The sequence below is a fragment of the Mesorhizobium sp. M1217 genome, from assembly GCF_040318275.1.
Taxonomy (GTDB): Bacteria; Pseudomonadota; Alphaproteobacteria; order Rhizobiales; family Rhizobiaceae; genus Mesorhizobium.
This window is the reverse complement of sequence record NZ_JAMYMA010000022.1, coordinates 14,306-30,450: the sequence shown is the minus strand read 5'-3', so window position 1 is coordinate 30,450 and position 16,145 is coordinate 14,306. Positions and strand designations below refer to the sequence as shown.

Below are 16,145 nucleotides of genomic sequence, written 5' to 3'. Positions count from 1 at the left end.
GCTCGAAGCATTCGCGTCAAAAGCGGAAATCGATTTTGGAAATTCTGATGAAAAACAAAGTTGTAGAACGACAGGTAAGTTCAAGCTGAGAACTCGTCACTCTCGCGCCGTGGCCGTAACTCTCGCGTGATGGACTGAAATTGCCGGGTTGGTGCCCGCCTTCAGTCGATGTCGGCCACCGTTTCTCCGGCGCCACCCTCGATGCGCTGCGACAGCGAGGCCTCCATGAAATCGTCGAGGTCGCCGTCGAGCACGCTCGACGGGCTGGTGCTCTCGACGCCGGTGCGCAGATCTTTCACCAGCTGATAGGGCTGCAGCACGTAGGACCGTATCTGGTGGCCCCAGCCAATATCGCTCTTCGACGCTTCGGTGGCGTTCGCCACCGCTTCGCGTTTCTTCAGCTCTTCCTCGTAAAGCCGCGAGCGCAGCATTTCCCAGGCCTTGGCCTTGTTCTTGTGCTGGGAGCGCTCCGCCTGGCAGGCAACCGCGATGCCGGTGGCGAGATGGGTGATGCGGACCGCCGAATCGGTGGTGTTGACATGCTGGCCGCCCGATCCCGAAGAACGATACGTGTCGATACGGACGTCAGATTCGGAAACGTCGATGTCGATCGTATCGTCGATGACGGGATAGACCCAGACGCTGGCGAAGGAGGTGTGGCGGCGCGCATTGCTGTCATAGGGCGAAATACGCACGAGACGATGCACGCCGGATTCCGTCTTCAGCCAGCCATAGGCGTTGTGGCCCTTGATCAGCAGCGTGGCTGACTTGATGCCGGCCTCTTCGCCGTCATGCACTTCCAGCACCTCGACCTTGAAGCGGCGGCGCTCGGCCCAGCGCGTATACATGCGCAGAAGCATCGAGGCCCAGTCCTGGCTTTCGGTGCCGCCGGCGCCGGCATGGACTTCCAGATAGCTATCGTTGGCGTCCGCCTCGCCCGACAGCAGCGTTTCGATCTGGCGCGCCTTGGCCTCGCCGCGCATCGAGCGGATCGCCGCCTCGGCCTCCGCGACGACGCCCTCGTCGCCCTCTTCCTCGCCAAGCTCGATCAGGCCGATATTGTCTTCCAGAGCCTGGGTGAGGCCTTTGACCGCGGCAATGCCTTCCTCGAGGCCCTGACGCTCGCGCATCAGCTTTTGCGCTTCCAACGGCTCGTTCCAGAGGCTCGGATCCTCGGCGCGGACATTCAGGTACTCAAGCCGCTTTATGGCCTGGTCCCAGTCAAAGATGCCTCCTCAGCAGGGTGATCGCCTGCCTGATCTCGTCGACAATATTTTGCGTTTCCGCGCGCATGGCTGGCTGTTCTGTCCTGTTGCTGAATGGCGGTTTGGTGGCGCGATACATAGGGACGGCAATGTCCCCTGTAAAGCACCGGCCCCTGTAAAGCGGGATGGGCCGGCTCGACCATGATCGTCAAGCCGGCCCGACCGGATGTAACGATTGTCAGTAGAGCCCGCCGCCGCCCGACTGGATAGCCTGGTTGGCCTGCGGCGACAGCGCCCCGCCGGTGGCGTTGGAGCCGTCCGCACCCATGCCGATCACCCAATAGCTGTCGGCGGGACCGGTACCCGGCTTGAAGGCTTCGATGATGGTTCCGGCGTCACCCTCGTTGGCCCGCATGCCGGTCTTGCGATTGATCGCAATCAGCTTCATGCCTTCGGGAACCTTGAAGTCGACATTGGGCGTGCCGTCCAGCGCTACGCGCATGAAATCCTTGAAGATCGGCGCAGCAAGGCCGCCGCCGGTCGCGCCCTTGCCAAGACCTTTCGGCTGATCGTAGCCCATATAAAGGCCGACAACGAGGTTCGGCGTATAGCCGATGAACCAGGCATCCTTTTCGTCGTTGGTCGTTCCGGTCTTGCCGGCGATGTGACGGCCGAGTTCGTTGATGGTGGCGCCGGTACCGCGTTGAACGACGCCCTCCATCATCGATGTGATCTGGTAGGCGGTCATCGGATCGAGCACCTGCTCGGAATTGTCGACCAACTCCGGCTCTGGCTGGTTCTGCCATTCTGCGGCGTTGCAGTTTGAGCAGCCGCGTTCGTCCTGCCTAAAGACGGTCTTGCCGTAGCGGTCCTGGATGCGGTCGATCAGCGACGGCTTGATCGACTTGCCGCCATTGGCCATGATCGAATAGGCCGATACCATGCGCATCACCGTCGTCTCGCCGGAACCCAGCGCCATCGGCAGATACGGCGCGAGATGGTCGTAGACGCCGAAACGCTCGGCATACTCCACGACCAGTTTCATGCCCATGTCGTTGGCAAGCCGCACCGTCATCAGATTGCGCGATTTCTCGATGCCGGAGCGCAAGGTCGCCGGACCGGCCACCGTTCCGTCGTAATTCTTGGGCGTCCAGGTCGTGTTGCCGCTCTGGATGGTGATCGGCCCGTCCATGATCACAGAGGCGGGCGTATAGCCATTGTCGAGGGCGGCCGAATAAACGATCGGCTTGAACGACGACCCCGGCTGGCGCATGGCCTGCGTCGCCCGGTTGAACTCCGACTGCGCATAGGAGAAACCGCCGACCATGGCCAGGACGCGTCCGGTATGCGGATCCATGGCGATCAGGCCGCCTTCCACTTCGGGAACCTGGCGCAAGCTGTAGCTGTTGTCCGAGCCGTCGTTCCTCTGCACGAAAATCACGTCGCCCGGCTTCAGCACGTCGGCCGGCGACTTCGCCTTGACGGTTTTGCCGTCGACCACGTGGCGCATGGCGAAGCTCATGTCTTCCTTGCTGACGGTGCCTTCGAGGCGGTCCTTGACGATTTCGCCGGAGATCTGGCGCGTCGGCTGCAGGCCGATGGACAGGCCGGTGGCCGAGCTATCGAGCACGACGGCAAGCGACCATTCCGGCACGTCCTCCAGTCGCTTGACGTTGCCCAGCGGCACGCCCCAGTCGCCGGAAACATCGATGCTCGTGACCGGCCCGCGGTAGCCGCGCAGCGTATCGAACTTCATGAGACCGTTCTGCATGGCCTTGCGGGCAATCAACTGCATCTTCGGATCGAGCGTGGTACGGACGGAAAGGCCGCCCTCGTAGAGCGCATTCTCGCCGTAGCGCGCGATGATCTGGCGACGCACTTCCTCGGTGAAATATTCCCCGGCGAAGAGATAGTTGCCGGTGCGGCGCGGCGTGACGCCGAGCGGCTCGGCCTTGGCCTTCTCGCCTTCTTCATGGGTGACGTAACCGTTCTCGACCATCTGGTCGATGACCCAGTTGCGGCGCTCCAAGGCGCGATCGGCATGCTTGAAGGGATGATAGTTGTTCGGCCCCTTCGGCAGAGAGGCAAGATAGGCAGCCTCGGCCACGGTGAGCTCGTTCACCGATTTGTCGAAATAGGTGAGCGCAGCACCGGCGACGCCATAGGCACCGAAACCGAAGAAAATCTCGTTGAGATAGAGCTCGAGAATGCGATCCTTCGAATAGGCCTGCTCGATGCGGAAGGCGAGGATCATCTCCTTGATCTTGCGCTCGTAGGTCTGGTCTGAAGACAACAGGAAGTTCTTCGCCACCTGCTGGGTGATGGTCGAGGCGCCGACCTGGCGCTTTCCCGAGCCAAGATTCTGCAGGTTGACGACAATGGCGCGGCCAAGGCCGGTCACGTCGATGCCGGGATGATTGTAAAAGTTCTTGTCCTCGGCCGACAGGAAGGCCGCCTTGACTCGATCCGGGATCGCCTGAATCGGCAGATAAAGCCGCCGCTCACGCGCATATTCGGCCATCAGCGCGCCATCCGACGCGTGGATGCGGGTCGTCACCGGCGGCTCGTATTTGGCCAGCACCTCGTAATCGGGCAGGTCCTTCGACAAATGGCCGATATAGATCGCCACGCCCGCCGCGACCAAAAGGGCCAGCGTCGTGCCGATGCCGAAGAAATAGCCAATGAGACGAATCATACCCGCTCCAGTCCTTGGTTCGGGAATTTCCTAAACGAAGCCGCCCTTCGCGCAAGCTTTCGGGACGATCCCAACCCGTAATCGCAAAAGCCATGTCGCGACCATGTGGGCAAAATACGGCAGCGTGGAATTTCGGTTTCGAATGCCGGAAATAAAAGCACAGGGTGTTGTCGCCGTGCAACGCTGCCTCAGGTTGTGGGCGCCGGCGGGCATTTCAGCCTCCGGCCCCCGTTCCGCTCTTGGCCGAAGCAAACAGTGCAACGGCGTTGGTTATGCTTTGGGTCGCCTTGTTGCGCCAATCGGCGCTGAGCAACTGCGCTTCGTCCTTGGCGTTCGACAGATAGCCGAGTTCGACCAGCACGGACGGAACGTCCGGCGCCTTCAGCACCTTGAAGCCGGCAGAACGCTGCGGGTTGTTGATCAGGCCGACGCTGGTGGAAAGCTGGCCGACAAGAGTGTGCGCGAAGCTCATCGAAAAATTATGCGTCTCGCGGCGGATCAGGTCGATCAGGATATCGGTCACTTCCTTGCTGTCGTCCTTGATCTCCATGCCGGCGAACTGGTCGGAAAGATTTTCACGGTCGGCAAGCGCCTGTGCCTCGGGATCGGAAGCCTTGTCGGACACGGTGTAGACGGTTGCGCCGCGAATGCCCTTGAGGCTGATCGTGTCGGCATGGATCGAGATGAGCAGGTCGGCCTCATGCTGGCGAGCAATGCGCACGCGATCGTCGAGCCGCAGGAACTCGTCCGTTTCGCGCGTCAGGAACACGTCATATTTGCCGCTGGCGGTGAGCTTGTCGCGCAGTTCCATGGCAAAGGCGAGCGTCACGTTCTTCTCGACAGTGCCGTTCAGGCCCTCGGCACCACCGTCGATGCCGCCGTGGCCGGGATCGACGACGACGGTGAAACGATGGCCCGGATTGGAGACCGGCCCGGTACCGACCCTGCCGGCCTTGTCGGCAGAGACTGTCGAGCCGGTGGTCAGCGCCTGATTGGCGAGCGCTGCATCGAATTCCCGCTGCGACGCCGCCGACATGTCGATGGCGATGCGGTAGCCACTGCCGTCATCGTTCTTCAGCACGTCGAGATTGTCGACGGCGAACGGTCCCTTGCCGGTGAGAATCAGCCGCGATTTTCCCTCGCCGAGTCCGCCGTAACGCACGGCGCGGACAAGGCCGCGCGGCTTCACATCCTTGGCATTTAGGGCGAATCTCGTGGCCGGCAGATCGATGACCAGACGATTGGGGCCGCGCAGCAGGAACCATTTGATGTCGGGATCGCGGTCGAAATTGATGACGATGCGCATCTTGGTGGCATCGCCGGCCATCTTGTAGCTTGTGGCGCCGATCGGTACGTCGGCAGCACGCGAAAGTGGCGGAAAGACTAGGCAAGCCAGGATCAGCGGCAGCAGGCAGGCGGTGCGGAACAACCAGCCTTCATGATGACGGCCCTTGTCTGCGAAGCCTGCCAGTCCCATCTTTCTACCAGTCGCTCCTGTTTGGCGTCATGCCCGATCGTTCGTCAAAGTGCCCTATTGCTTGTCAAAGTGCCGGCAGGCCGCGAACTCGATTAACGATTGGTATCCAGAGAAGGTTAACCAAGCCTTTTCATGGAAGGCTTGGAACCTGGGCTTCCGTTGCGGAACGGCTTTTTGCCGGCGTCGGGAATCGGGGTTGCCTTCCAACCCGCCAAATCATAAAAGCGATGGTGGATCACTGCAATCCTGGAACCGTCCTCCTCCGCAGCTTCCTGCTACAGGTCAGACGCAAGACGGCTCCTTTCGCTTCAGGCGAAGAAGGCATCGGTGATCGCGACGATTTTCGCAGGCGTGCTCCCGTGGCGGGGGAATCGCCTGCGTGAGCAAAACGGCCGGGATTGTCCCGTGCCGGCTCTGTATGAGCAAACAAGCTGGTCCGGTTTTTCCCGGGCTTTGGTTCAAAAGGTTCTGCTGGTTACGATGGCTTCAAGCGCAATCATGGAAAGGTCCGCAACAAACCGCGCCACTACGGCTGCGGGCGGCACCGCCATGGCGCTCAGGCAGCGGCCGGCGGACGTTCAATTGTCCGGCACCCATGTTCCAGGTCCACGGCAGCGGGCATTGCCCCGCAAGCTGCGGCCGACGGCTGCCGGGGGGAAACGAAATAATGCCCAACAAAATGCTGATAGACGCCTCCCACCCGGAGGAAACACGCGTTGTCGTCGTTCGCGGTAACCGTATTGAAGAATTCGACTTTGAATCCCAGGACAAGAAGCAGCTCAAAGGAAACATCTATCTCGCCCGCGTAACGCGCGTCGAACCTTCCCTCCAGGCAGCCTTCGTCGAATATGGCGGCAACCGTCACGGTTTCCTCGCCTTCAGTGAAATACACCCCGACTATTACCAGATTCCGGTCGCCGACCGTCAGGCGCTGCTGCGTGCGGAAGCACAGGAAGCCCAGGACGAAGAGGACGAGGAAGCCGCCGAGGGCGACGACCGCCAGAGCCGCGACCGCGGCAAGCGCGGACGCCGGCGTGGCGGCAAGAGCCGCGACCGCGGCGAGCACAGGCGCGAGGCAGGCGCGTCCGACGGTGAGAATGGCGAGAGCGGCGAAGATGCCGTCGCAGAGAACCTGGATGCCGCTGCCGACGGCGGCGACACCATGTCCGATACTGTCGGACAGAGCGAGGATGCCGCCGGACAGAGTGATGAAGTCGCCGATAGCGGCGAGACCGAGCCGTCCGAAGGCGGATCCAGTTCCATCGCTGCCAGCGTCGACGCCGACGTAATCTCGGAAGCCGTCCCGCAAGTAGAGACAAGGGAGGTCGAGACAGGCGGGGCCGAGACGAGCGGCGAAGCGACGTCCGAAGACAATGATCGCGGCATGCTGGAGGAGGTGCAATCCTCGCATTCGGACGATCACGAGGTCGAATCGGTCGGCGCCGAAGACGCGCTTGAAGAAGTGCGCAACCGCCGCAAGCCGGTGCGCCGCCAGTACAAGATCCAGGAAGTGATCAAGCGTCGGCAGATCCTGCTGGTGCAGGTCGTCAAGGAAGAGCGCGGCAACAAGGGTGCGGCGCTGACCACCTACCTGTCGCTGGCCGGCCGCTATTCGGTGCTGATGCCGAACACGGCGCGCGGCGGCGGCATTTCGCGCAAGATCACCAATGCGCAGGACCGCAAGCGGCTGAAGGAAGTGGTCGCCGATCTCGAAGTGCCGCAAGGCATGGGCGTCATCCTGCGTACGGCCGGCGAAAGCCGCACCAAGGCAGAGATCAAGCGCGACTACGAATATTTGATGCGGCTTTGGGAAAATGTCCGCAATCTGACGCTTCAATCCACGGCCCCTGCCCTGGTTTATGAGGAAGGCAGCCTGATCAAGCGGTCGGTGCGCGACCTCTACAACAAGGATATCGACGAGATCCTGGTTTCCGGCGAAGAAGGCTACCGCGAGGCCAAGGATTTCATGCGCATGCTGATGCCGAGCCACGCCAAGGTGGTACAGCCGTTCCGCGACACGACGCCGATCTTTGTGCGCAACGGCATCGAAGCACAGCTCGACCGCATGCTGCAGCCGCAGGTGACGCTGAAGAGCGGCGGCTACATCATCATCAACCAGACGGAAGCGCTGGTCGCCATCGACGTCAATTCGGGCCGTTCCACCAAGGAGCACTCGATCGAGGACACCGCGCTTCACACCAATCTGGAAGCCGCCGAGGAAGTCGCCCGGCAATTGAGGCTACGCGATCTCGCCGGCCTGATCGTCATCGACTTCATCGACATGGAGGAGAACCGCAACAACCGCTCCGTCGAGAAGCGGCTGAAGGATCACCTCAAGAACGACCGCGCCCGCATCCAGGTCGGCCGCATCTCGCATTTCGGGCTGATGGAAATGTCGCGTCAGCGCATCCGTGCCAGCGTGCTGGAATCGACGATGAAGCCTTGCCCGCATTGCGGCGGCACCGGCCATGTGCGCTCCGATTCGTCGGTTGCGCTGATGGTGGTGCGGGCAATCGAGGAATTCCTGCTCAAGGATTCGCGCAGCCACATCACGGTGCGGACGCCGGCAGCGACCGCGCTCTATGTGCTCAATCACAAGCGCGGCACGCTGGTGGAATTCGAGCACCGCTTCGGCGTGACCATCACCATCGAAGCCGATGACACGGTCGGTGCACAACACTATGCCATCTTCCGCGGCGCGCTGGCCGAAAAGCCGGAAGGCTTTGTCGAGGCCCGCACGTTCCCGGCCTATGTCGAGCCGGAAGAACCCGAGGACGAGATCGTCATCGAGGAGGAAGAGGAGGCACCAGTGCAGGCTGAGCAGCCACGCCCTGCCCAGCAGCCGCAGCAGCCAAGGTCCGGCGAGGACGGCGAAGGCCGCGATCGCAAGCGCCGCAAGCGCCGCAGACGGCGCGGCGGCAAGGATCGCGAACACGGGGATCGCGAACACGGGGATCGCGAACACGGGGATCGTGAACACGGGGATCGTGAACAGGCCGCTGCCGGGGAAGGTGCTTCCGTTTCGGCGCCGACGGACGACGCCCTCGTAGCCGCCGCCGAGCAAGGCGCGGAAGCGGAACGTGAAGCGCCGGCCGGTGTTGCCGAAACTGCGGAAGCGGCGGACGACGGTCACGGCAAGAAGCGCCGGCGCGGCAAGCGCGGCGGCAAGCGCAATCGCCGTGAAGACGGTGAGGACGGCGTCGAAGCCAGCGCCGGCGAGCCGGCCGGCATGACAGAAGGTGCCGTATTGGAAGCAGAGCCCGTGACCGCCGAGCCGGAAGGCGCGCCGCCGGCCGAAGAGCTTGCGGTGCGTGCTCCGGCGAACGACGACACGCCGAGCGCCGAAAAGCCGAAGAAGCCGCGCCGCGCCGCCAAGCCGAAGAAGGCCGCGGCGGAAGCAGTTGCCGAGATTGCGGGCGCCGAGACATCGGCCGCCGAAGCCGCGGCGGTGGCTTCCGGCGAGACCGCTGCGCCGGTTCGGCAGGAGACCGAAGTGGCGGCTGCCAAGGAAACGCCGAAAGCCCGGCCGTCGCGGCGCAAACCCGCACCGGTGGATGCTCCGGTCGTGCCGGTCGTCTCCTCGATCGTCCCCGACGAGGCAAAGACCGAGGAAGCAAAGGCCGAGGACAAGCCGAAGCGTGCCGGCTGGTGGCAGCGGAAGGGCTTTTTCTAAGCTTTTCCGTGTATTAGCCAGACTTTCTGATTAAAAGAATCCCGCGCTGCTGACTGGCTGCGCGGGATTTCTTCGTGCCAATTCCAGGCGACAGGCACTATGGCGCGAAGATCGACCAGTTCATCATCTTCGCCAGTTTCTCCAGCGCGATCGAGCCCAGCCTGGAATTGCCATTGGCATTGAGGCCAGGCGACCACACCGCAAGCGAGGCGACGCCCGGCACGATCCCCAATATGCCGCCGCCAACGCCGCTCTTGCCGGGAATGCCGACACGGAAAGCGAAGTCGCCGGAGCCGTCATAATGGCCGCAGGTCAGCATCATCGCGCCGATGCGGCGGGCGCGCTCGGCCGAGACGACGGAATGCCCGGTCGCCGGATTGTTGCCGCCATTGGCGAGAAAGCGCCCGGCCAGGGCGAGTTGCCGGCAGCTCATGGCGATCGCGCAATGGTGGAAATAGACGCCCAGCGCCAGTTCCGGCGCGTGATTGAGATTACCGAACGATTTCATGTAATTGGCAAGCGCAAAATTGCGAAAGCCGGTGGCACGTTCGGACGCCGCGACCTCGCGATCGATGATGATCGTGTCGTCATCGTCCAGGAACTGGATGAAGCGCAGGATCTCGCCGATCGCCTCGCGCGGCTGATGGCCGGCAAGCAGGATGTCTGAAACGACGATGGCGCCGGCATTGATGAACGGATTGCGCGGAATGCCGTTCTCGTGCTCGAGCTGGACGATCGAGTTGAACGGATTGCCCGACGGTTCGCGTCCGACCCGCTGCCATAGCGCATCGCCGACATTGCCGAGCGCCAGCGTCAGCGTGAACACCTTTGAGATGCTCTGGATCGAAAACGCCTCGTCGGCGTCGCCCGCGATCAGCACGCGGCCGTCATTGGTCACCGCGGCAATGCCGAATTTTTTCGGGTCGATCTTGCCGAGCTGGGGAATATAGCTGGCAACGTCGCCGCGATCGGCACGCTCCGCCATTTCGGCGGCGACCTCGCGCAGCGCCTGTCCAAGTTGGGGCGCCTGTCCGCGTTGCGGCGCCTGTTCAAGCTCCGGCATCGTCGTCCCCGCTACTTCAGCCAGCGTTCGATACGCGCCATCGCCTCGACCATATCCTCGTGGCTGCCGGCGTAGGAAAAGCGCATCGTGCGATGGCCCTGCAGCGGATCGAAATCGCGGCCGGGCGTCGCCGCCACATGCGCATCGGCCAGCATCCGGCGCGCAAATGCCATGCTGTCATTGGTGTGCCGGGTGACGTCGCAGAAGGCGTAGAAGGCGCCGTCCATGGGCGCGGCAAGCGCAAAGCCGAGTTCCGGCAGGCGTTGCATCAAGAGCTCGCGGTTCCAGGCGTAACGCGCCTTCACCGCCTCCAGCTCTTCTGTCGCCTTGAACGCTTCGATCGCGGCAATCTGGGACAGTTCGGGCGGCGAGATGTAGAGGCTCTGGGCGATGCGCTCGATCGGCCGCACCAAATCCTGCGGCAGCACCATCCAGCCAATGCGCCAGCCGGTCATGCAATAATATTTCGAGAAGGAATTGATCACCGTCACGTCCGCGCCGAAAGACAGCGCCGTCGTGTCGGGCGCCGCATAGGCCAGCCGGTGGTAGATCTCGTCTGAGATCACGGCGATGCCAAGCTCGCGCGCCGTCTCGACCAGCGCCTCGAGATCGCCGGCGGGAATGACCGCGCCGGTCGGATTGGCCGGGCTGGCGAACAGCACGCCCTTCAGCGATTTTTCGCGGTGCGCGGCTTTCAGGTGCTCGGCATGAAGATAGGCGGCGCCGTCGAGCTCGATCTCGGCGATGTCGATGCCGAGCGCAGCCATGATGTTGCGATAGGCCGGATAGCCCGGCGCGGCGATGGCGACGCGGTCGCCCGGATCGAACATCGCCAGGAAGGCAAGGTTGAAGGCAGCCGACGATCCGGTGGTAACGGCTACCCGCTCGGGCGGCACGTCAAGCCCGTAATGCTCGCCATAATGGGCCGCGATTGCCTTGCGCAGGCCGGCGAGGCCCAGCGCGTCGGTATAGCCGATGCGGCCTGCTTTCAAGGCGCTCGCCGCCGCTTCGCGAACCCCGGCCGGTGCCGGGTCGGACGGCTGGCCGACTGCCATGGAAACGACCGGCACGCCCTTGGCCTTCAGCCGATTCGCCTCGGCCAGGATGTCCATGGCGTGGAACGGCTCGACGGCGCCGCGGCGCGAAAGCGAAACAACCATTTTTCAATCCACCACACTTGTCCGCACGTGCCGGCCATGCAGGCCGCGCCGCACAAATGCCCGATTGATGTGGGGATCACAAGTTCGGTAAGTTTTAAGGTGCCGACTTTTCATCCTTCGCCCGCTCGTCTACCAGTGGACCTGCCATGTTAAGCCGACCCAGATCGACGATCGCCAGGACAGCGCGCGCCTTCGCGACGCTTTCGCTTGCCGCGGTGCTAGCCATGGCTGGCTCGGTCAACGCGTTTGCGCAGAATGTGCCGGTGGTGCGCGATGCCGAGATCGAGGCGCTGGTGCGGGATTATGCACGGCCGATCTTCAAAGCGGCCGGCTTATCGGGCGACGCCATCAACATCGTGCTGGTCAACGACCAGAGCTTCAACGCCTTTGTTGCTGGCCGCCGCATGTTCATCAACACCGGCGCGCTGATGACAGCCGAAACGCCCAACGAGATCATCGGGGTCATCGCCCACGAGGCCGGCCATATCGCCGGCGGACACCAGCAAAAGTTGCGCGAACAGCTCGAGCGCGCCAAGACGATGGCAATCCTGGCGACGCTGCTTGGCGCCGGCGCCATGGTGGCCGGCGCCACCAGCAATAGCCGCGGCCTCGCTGGGGCCGGCATGGGCGTGATGGCCGGCGGCGGCGAGATGGCGCAACGCAGTATCCTCGCCTATCAGCGCACCGAAGAGATGACCGCCGACCGCTCGGCAATCGCTTATCTCAATGCTACCGGCCAGTCCGGCATGGGCATGCTGAAGACGTTCAGCCGTTTCCAGAACGCATTGTCGCTCTCGGGCGCCCAAGTCGATCCCTACAAGATCAGCCATCCGATGCCGCAGGAGCGTATCGCCAATCTCGAAGTGCTGGTGAAGCAGAGCCCTTACCTCGACAAGGTCGACCCACCGACACTGCAGCAGCGCCACGACATGATGCGCATCAAGATCGCCGCCTATATGCAAGGACAGGCCGCCGCGTCGCGATTGATGCGCAAGAACCCCGGCAGCCTCGCCTCGCGCTATGGCGACGCGCAGATGAGCTATCTCTTCGGCAATCTGGCCTCGGCGCTCACCAAGACCAGCGCACTGATCAAGGAACAGCCGAAAAATCCCTATTTCCAGGAATTGCGCGGCGACATCCTGATGAAGGCGAACAGGCCGAAGGATGCGGCGGACGCCTATGCCAGGTCGGTCAGCCTCGATCCGGCGCGATCCGGGCTGCTGCCGGTCTCGTACGGCCAGGCGCTGATGGCTATCGGCACGCCGGATTCGCTGAAGAAGGCGGTGGCGCAGATCAACACGGGCCTCGGGCGGGATCGCGAAAACGCCGCCGGATACCGCTATCTGGCACAGGCCTATGGCGAACTCGGCAACATCCCGGCGGCCGAGCTTGCAACCGCCGAAGGGCATTTCTATTCCGGCGACTACAAGAATGCGAAGATCTTCGCCATGCGGGCGCAGCAGAGCATGAAGCGGGGCGAGCCGGGCTGGCTTCGCGCGCAGGACATTATAAACTACGCACCATCAGGTAAGAAGAAGTGAACCTTTCGGACGCACGCTGCGACACAGCCGAACCGAGCGGACCCGAACACAGGCTAGAGGATCGAGGATCATGACCAAGGCAATTCTGCTGGGCACTACCGGAGTGGCAGCCGCCCTCGCCATGCTGGCGTTCGGCTTCGTCGCCGGAAGTCCGCAGACGGCGAAGGCCGGCACGGCGCAGCTTGTCCAGACGGCGTCCTCGGAAACCAAGCTCGACCGCACCGAAGTCGAAGGCATCGTCCGCGACTATCTGCTGAAGAACCCGGAAGTGCTTCTGGAAGCCCAGCAGGCGCTCGAGGCCAAGCAGAAGGAAGAACAGCGCGTCGCCAGTCTCGGCGTCATCAAAGACGCCAAGGACCAGATTTTCAACTCCGCCTTCGACGGCGTTGTCGGCAATCCGAACGGCAAGGTCACCATCGTCGAGTTCTACGATTACAATTGCGGTTACTGCAAACGCGCCATCGATGACATGCGCGCGCTGACCAAGGCCGATCCGGACCTGCGTTTCGTGCTCAAGGAATTCCCGATCCTCGGCCCTGATTCGCAGAAGGCGAGCGTCGTCTCGATGGCCTTCCACTTGATGAAGCCGGAGAAATACCGCGAATTCCACAACGCGCTGCTCGGCGGCCAGGGGCGCGCCACCGAGGCGGCGGCAATCAAGGTGGCGCTGTCGCTCGGCGCCGACGAGGCGGCGCTGCGCGAAAAGATGAAGGACCCGAGCATCACTGAGGCCTTCTCCAAGACCTATGATCTTGCCACCAAGCTCGCCATCACCGGAACGCCGTCCTATGTCGTCGGCAACGAGGTTGTGTTCGGCGCGCTCGGCCAGGAAGTGCTGGCCGAAAAGATCGAGGCGGCGAAGGCCGCACTCTGATTAGCGTTCGGGTTTCGATCAGGCTGCGGGTTTCCGGCGCGGGCCGTTTTCCGGCTGTTGTGGACGGCGAAAGAACGCACTTGCGCTCTTTTCGCCAGCGTCTATGCCCATTATAGAGGGTCCGGCGCGCCGGCTTAGCCGCGCCGGGAAAGGTCGGCATTTTTTGAAAACGGTTTTCGTCCTGAACGGCCCCAATCTCAACGCGCTCGGCAAGCGCGAGCCGGGCATCTATGGCGGCAAGACGCTTGCGGCGATCGCCGACGACTGCAAGCAGGCGGGTGCCGCACTTGGGCTGGAGATCGATTTCCGCCAGTCGAACCATGAGGGCGACCTCGTCGACTGGATCCACGAGGCCGCCGAGAAGGCCGCCGCAATCGTCATCAATCCAGGCGCCTACGGCCACACCTCGATCGCCATTCACGATGCCATCCGCGCCGTCGCGCCGCTGCCGGTCGCTGAGGTGCATCTCTCCAACATCCACGCGCGGGAACCATTCCGCCACGTCTCCATGGTCGCGCCGGTCGCTGTCGGCATGATCTGCGGGTTCGGGCCGCTCGGCTACACGCTGGCGCTGCAGGCGCTGGCTGCACGCCTATGACCGGCCAACAAACAGAAGGCTCGAAAATGTCGATAAAGAAGAACGGTGTTGACCAGCAGCTGATCCGCGACCTGGCGGGCATACTGAACGACACCAACCTCACTGAGATCGAGGTCGAGCTGGGCGATCTGAAGGTGCGCGTCTCGCGGCAGGCGCCGGCCGTCCATGCGATCGCCGCAGCGCCGCCAGCCTATGCCCCGGCAGCAGCGCAGCCTGCGGCAGCGGCCGCGCCGGCGACGCCCGACGTGTCGAAGAACGCCGTCGCCTCGCCAATGGTCGGCACCGCCTATCTGGCACCGTCGCCCGACGCCAAGCCGTTCATCGAAATCGGCCAGAAGGTCAAGGAAGGCCAGACGCTGCTGATCATCGAGGCGATGAAGACGATGAACCAGATCCCCTCGCCGCGCGCCGGCATGGTGACGGCGATCCTGTTCGAAGATGCGCAGCCGGTCGAATACGGCATGCCGCTCGTCGTGATCGAGTAGAGCCGGGAACAGGCGAAAGATGTTCCAGAAAATCCTCATCGCCAATCGCGGCGAAATTGCCCTCAGGGTGCTGCGCGCCTGCAAGGAGCTTGGCATCCAGACGGTGGTGGTGCATTCGACCGCCGACGCCGACGCCATGCATGTGCGTCTCGCCGACGAGAGCGTCTGCATCGGCCCGCCGCCGTCGCGCGACTCCTATCTCAACATCCACCAGATCGTCGCCGCCTGCGAGATCACCGGTGCCGACGCGGTGCATCCCGGCTACGGTTTTTTGTCGGAGAATGCCAAGTTCGCCGACATCCTCGCCGCGCACAACATCACCTTCATCGGCCCGACCGGCGACCATATCCGCATCATGGGCGACAAGATCGAGGCCAAGCGCACCGCAAAGCGCCTCGGCATTCCCGTGGTACCCGGCTCCGACGGCGCGGTCACCGAGGAAAAGGAGGCCAAGCGCATTGCCGCCGAGATCGGCTACCCCGTGATCATCAAGGCGTCGGCCGGCGGCGGCGGGCGCGGCATGAAAGTGGCGCATAGCGAGGCCGACCTCGAGGTGGCGCTGCAGACGGCACGCTCGGAGGCGGGCGCCGCCTTCGGCGACGACGCCGTCTATATCGAGAAGTATCTGCAGAAGCCGCGCCATATCGAAGTGCAGGTGTTCGGCGACGGCGCCGGGCGCGGCGTGCATTTCGGCGAGCGCGACTGCTCGCTGCAGCGCCGCCACCAGAAGGTCTGGGAAGAAGCGCCCTCGCCGGCGCTCAATGCCGAGGAGCGCGCACATATTGGCGGCGTCTGCGCCAAGGCGATCGCCGATCTCGGCTATTCCGGCGCCGGCACCATCGAATTCCTTTATGAGAACGGCGAGTTCTATTTCATCGAGATGAACACGCGCCTGCAGGTCGAACATCCGGTGACCGAGGCGATTACCGGCATCGACCTCGTGCACGAGCAGATCCGCGTCGCCTCGGGCGGCGGGCTTTCGGTGCGCCAGGAAGATATCCGCTTCCACGGCCATGCTATCGAATGCCGCATCAATGCCGAGGATCCGCGCACCTTCACCCCCTCGCCGGGCACCATCACCCACTTCCACACGCCAGGCGGCCTCGGCATCCGCGTCGATTCCGGCGTCTATTCCGGCTACAAGATCCCGCCCTACTACGACAGCCTGATCGGCAAGCTGATCGTGCACGGCCGCAACCGCGTCGAGTGCATGATGCGGCTGCGACGCGCGCTCGATGAATTCGTGGTCGACGGCATCAAGACCACGCTGCCGCTGTTTCGCGACCTCGTCGGCAACGCCGACATCGCCAATGGCGACTACGACATCCACTGGCTGGAAAAATATCTGGCCAAAGGCGAGTGACACAGGGGCGA

General features: G+C 63.2%; 11 protein-coding genes. 6 read left to right on the top strand and 5 right to left on the bottom strand.

The genetic code is table 11. The annotated features are described in order from the left end of the window. Positions 1-161: 161 nt before the first annotated feature. The 3 genes from prfB to NKH37_RS28635 all read right to left on the bottom strand — a co-directional run bounded on the left by prfB (position 162) and on the right by NKH37_RS28635 (position 5,377). A protein-coding gene (gene prfB / locus NKH37_RS28645) for a peptide chain release factor 2 (RefSeq protein WP_352496193.1) occupies positions 162-1,293 on the bottom strand; the annotation gives its coding sequence in 2 pieces (ribosomal slippage) (positions 162-1,226 and positions 1,228-1,293; 1,131 coding nt in all). Positions 1,294-1,443: 150 nt separating this feature from the next. Next, positions 1,444-3,900: a penicillin-binding protein 1A gene (locus tag NKH37_RS28640; RefSeq protein WP_023717485.1), complete on the bottom strand. Its 2,457-nt coding sequence runs from the start codon at positions 3,898-3,900 to the stop codon at positions 1,444-1,446. Between the two features lie 214 nt (positions 3,901-4,114). Continuing rightward, positions 4,115-5,377 (bottom strand): N-acetylmuramoyl-L-alanine amidase, encoded by a 1,263-nt coding sequence (locus NKH37_RS28635; protein WP_353006509.1) that lies wholly within the window; start codon positions 5,375-5,377, stop codon positions 4,115-4,117. A gap of 667 nt (positions 5,378-6,044) precedes the next feature. Between NKH37_RS28635 and NKH37_RS28630 the strand changes: the two genes are divergently transcribed. Continuing rightward, a complete protein-coding gene (locus tag NKH37_RS28630) occupies positions 6,045-9,050 on the top strand; it encodes an Rne/Rng family ribonuclease (RefSeq protein ID WP_353041999.1) in 3,006 nt (1,001 codons plus the stop codon). A gap of 97 nt (positions 9,051-9,147) precedes the next feature. On the opposite strand, the gene NKH37_RS28625 is transcribed toward NKH37_RS28630, so the two are convergent. Together NKH37_RS28625 and NKH37_RS28620 are read right to left on the bottom strand one after the other, a co-directional pair. Continuing rightward, positions 9,148-10,113: a glutaminase gene (locus tag NKH37_RS28625; RefSeq protein WP_353006515.1), complete on the bottom strand. Its 966-nt coding sequence runs from the start codon at positions 10,111-10,113 to the stop codon at positions 9,148-9,150. Between the two features lie 11 nt (positions 10,114-10,124). After that, positions 10,125-11,273: a pyridoxal phosphate-dependent aminotransferase gene (locus NKH37_RS28620; protein ID WP_353006518.1), complete on the bottom strand. Its 1,149-nt coding sequence runs from the start codon at positions 11,271-11,273 to the stop codon at positions 10,125-10,127. 146 nt (positions 11,274-11,419) lie between these two features. Between NKH37_RS28620 and NKH37_RS28615 the strand changes: the two genes are divergently transcribed. From NKH37_RS28615 to accC, 5 genes are all read left to right on the top strand, one after another. Continuing rightward, positions 11,420-12,814, top strand: a complete 1,395-nt coding sequence (locus NKH37_RS28615) for a M48 family metalloprotease (RefSeq protein WP_353006521.1) — start codon at positions 11,420-11,422, stop codon at positions 12,812-12,814. Between the two features lie 70 nt (positions 12,815-12,884). Further along, positions 12,885-13,688 (top strand): DsbA family protein, encoded by an 804-nt coding sequence (locus tag NKH37_RS28610; RefSeq protein ID WP_353006524.1) that lies wholly within the window; start codon positions 12,885-12,887, stop codon positions 13,686-13,688. A 163-nt stretch (positions 13,689-13,851) separates the two neighbouring features. Further along, a complete protein-coding gene (aroQ, locus tag NKH37_RS28605; RefSeq protein ID WP_352484554.1) occupies positions 13,852-14,286 on the top strand; it encodes a type II 3-dehydroquinate dehydratase in 435 nt (144 codons plus the stop codon). Between the two features lie 26 nt (positions 14,287-14,312). After that, entirely contained in the window at positions 14,313-14,771 is a 459-nt protein-coding gene (accB, locus tag NKH37_RS28600; protein ID WP_023717477.1) for an acetyl-CoA carboxylase biotin carboxyl carrier protein, read from the top strand. Between the two features lie 19 nt (positions 14,772-14,790). Continuing rightward, a complete protein-coding gene (accC, locus tag NKH37_RS28595; RefSeq protein ID WP_352484553.1) occupies positions 14,791-16,134 on the top strand; it encodes an acetyl-CoA carboxylase biotin carboxylase subunit in 1,344 nt (447 codons plus the stop codon). Positions 16,135-16,145: the final 11 nt, after the last annotated feature.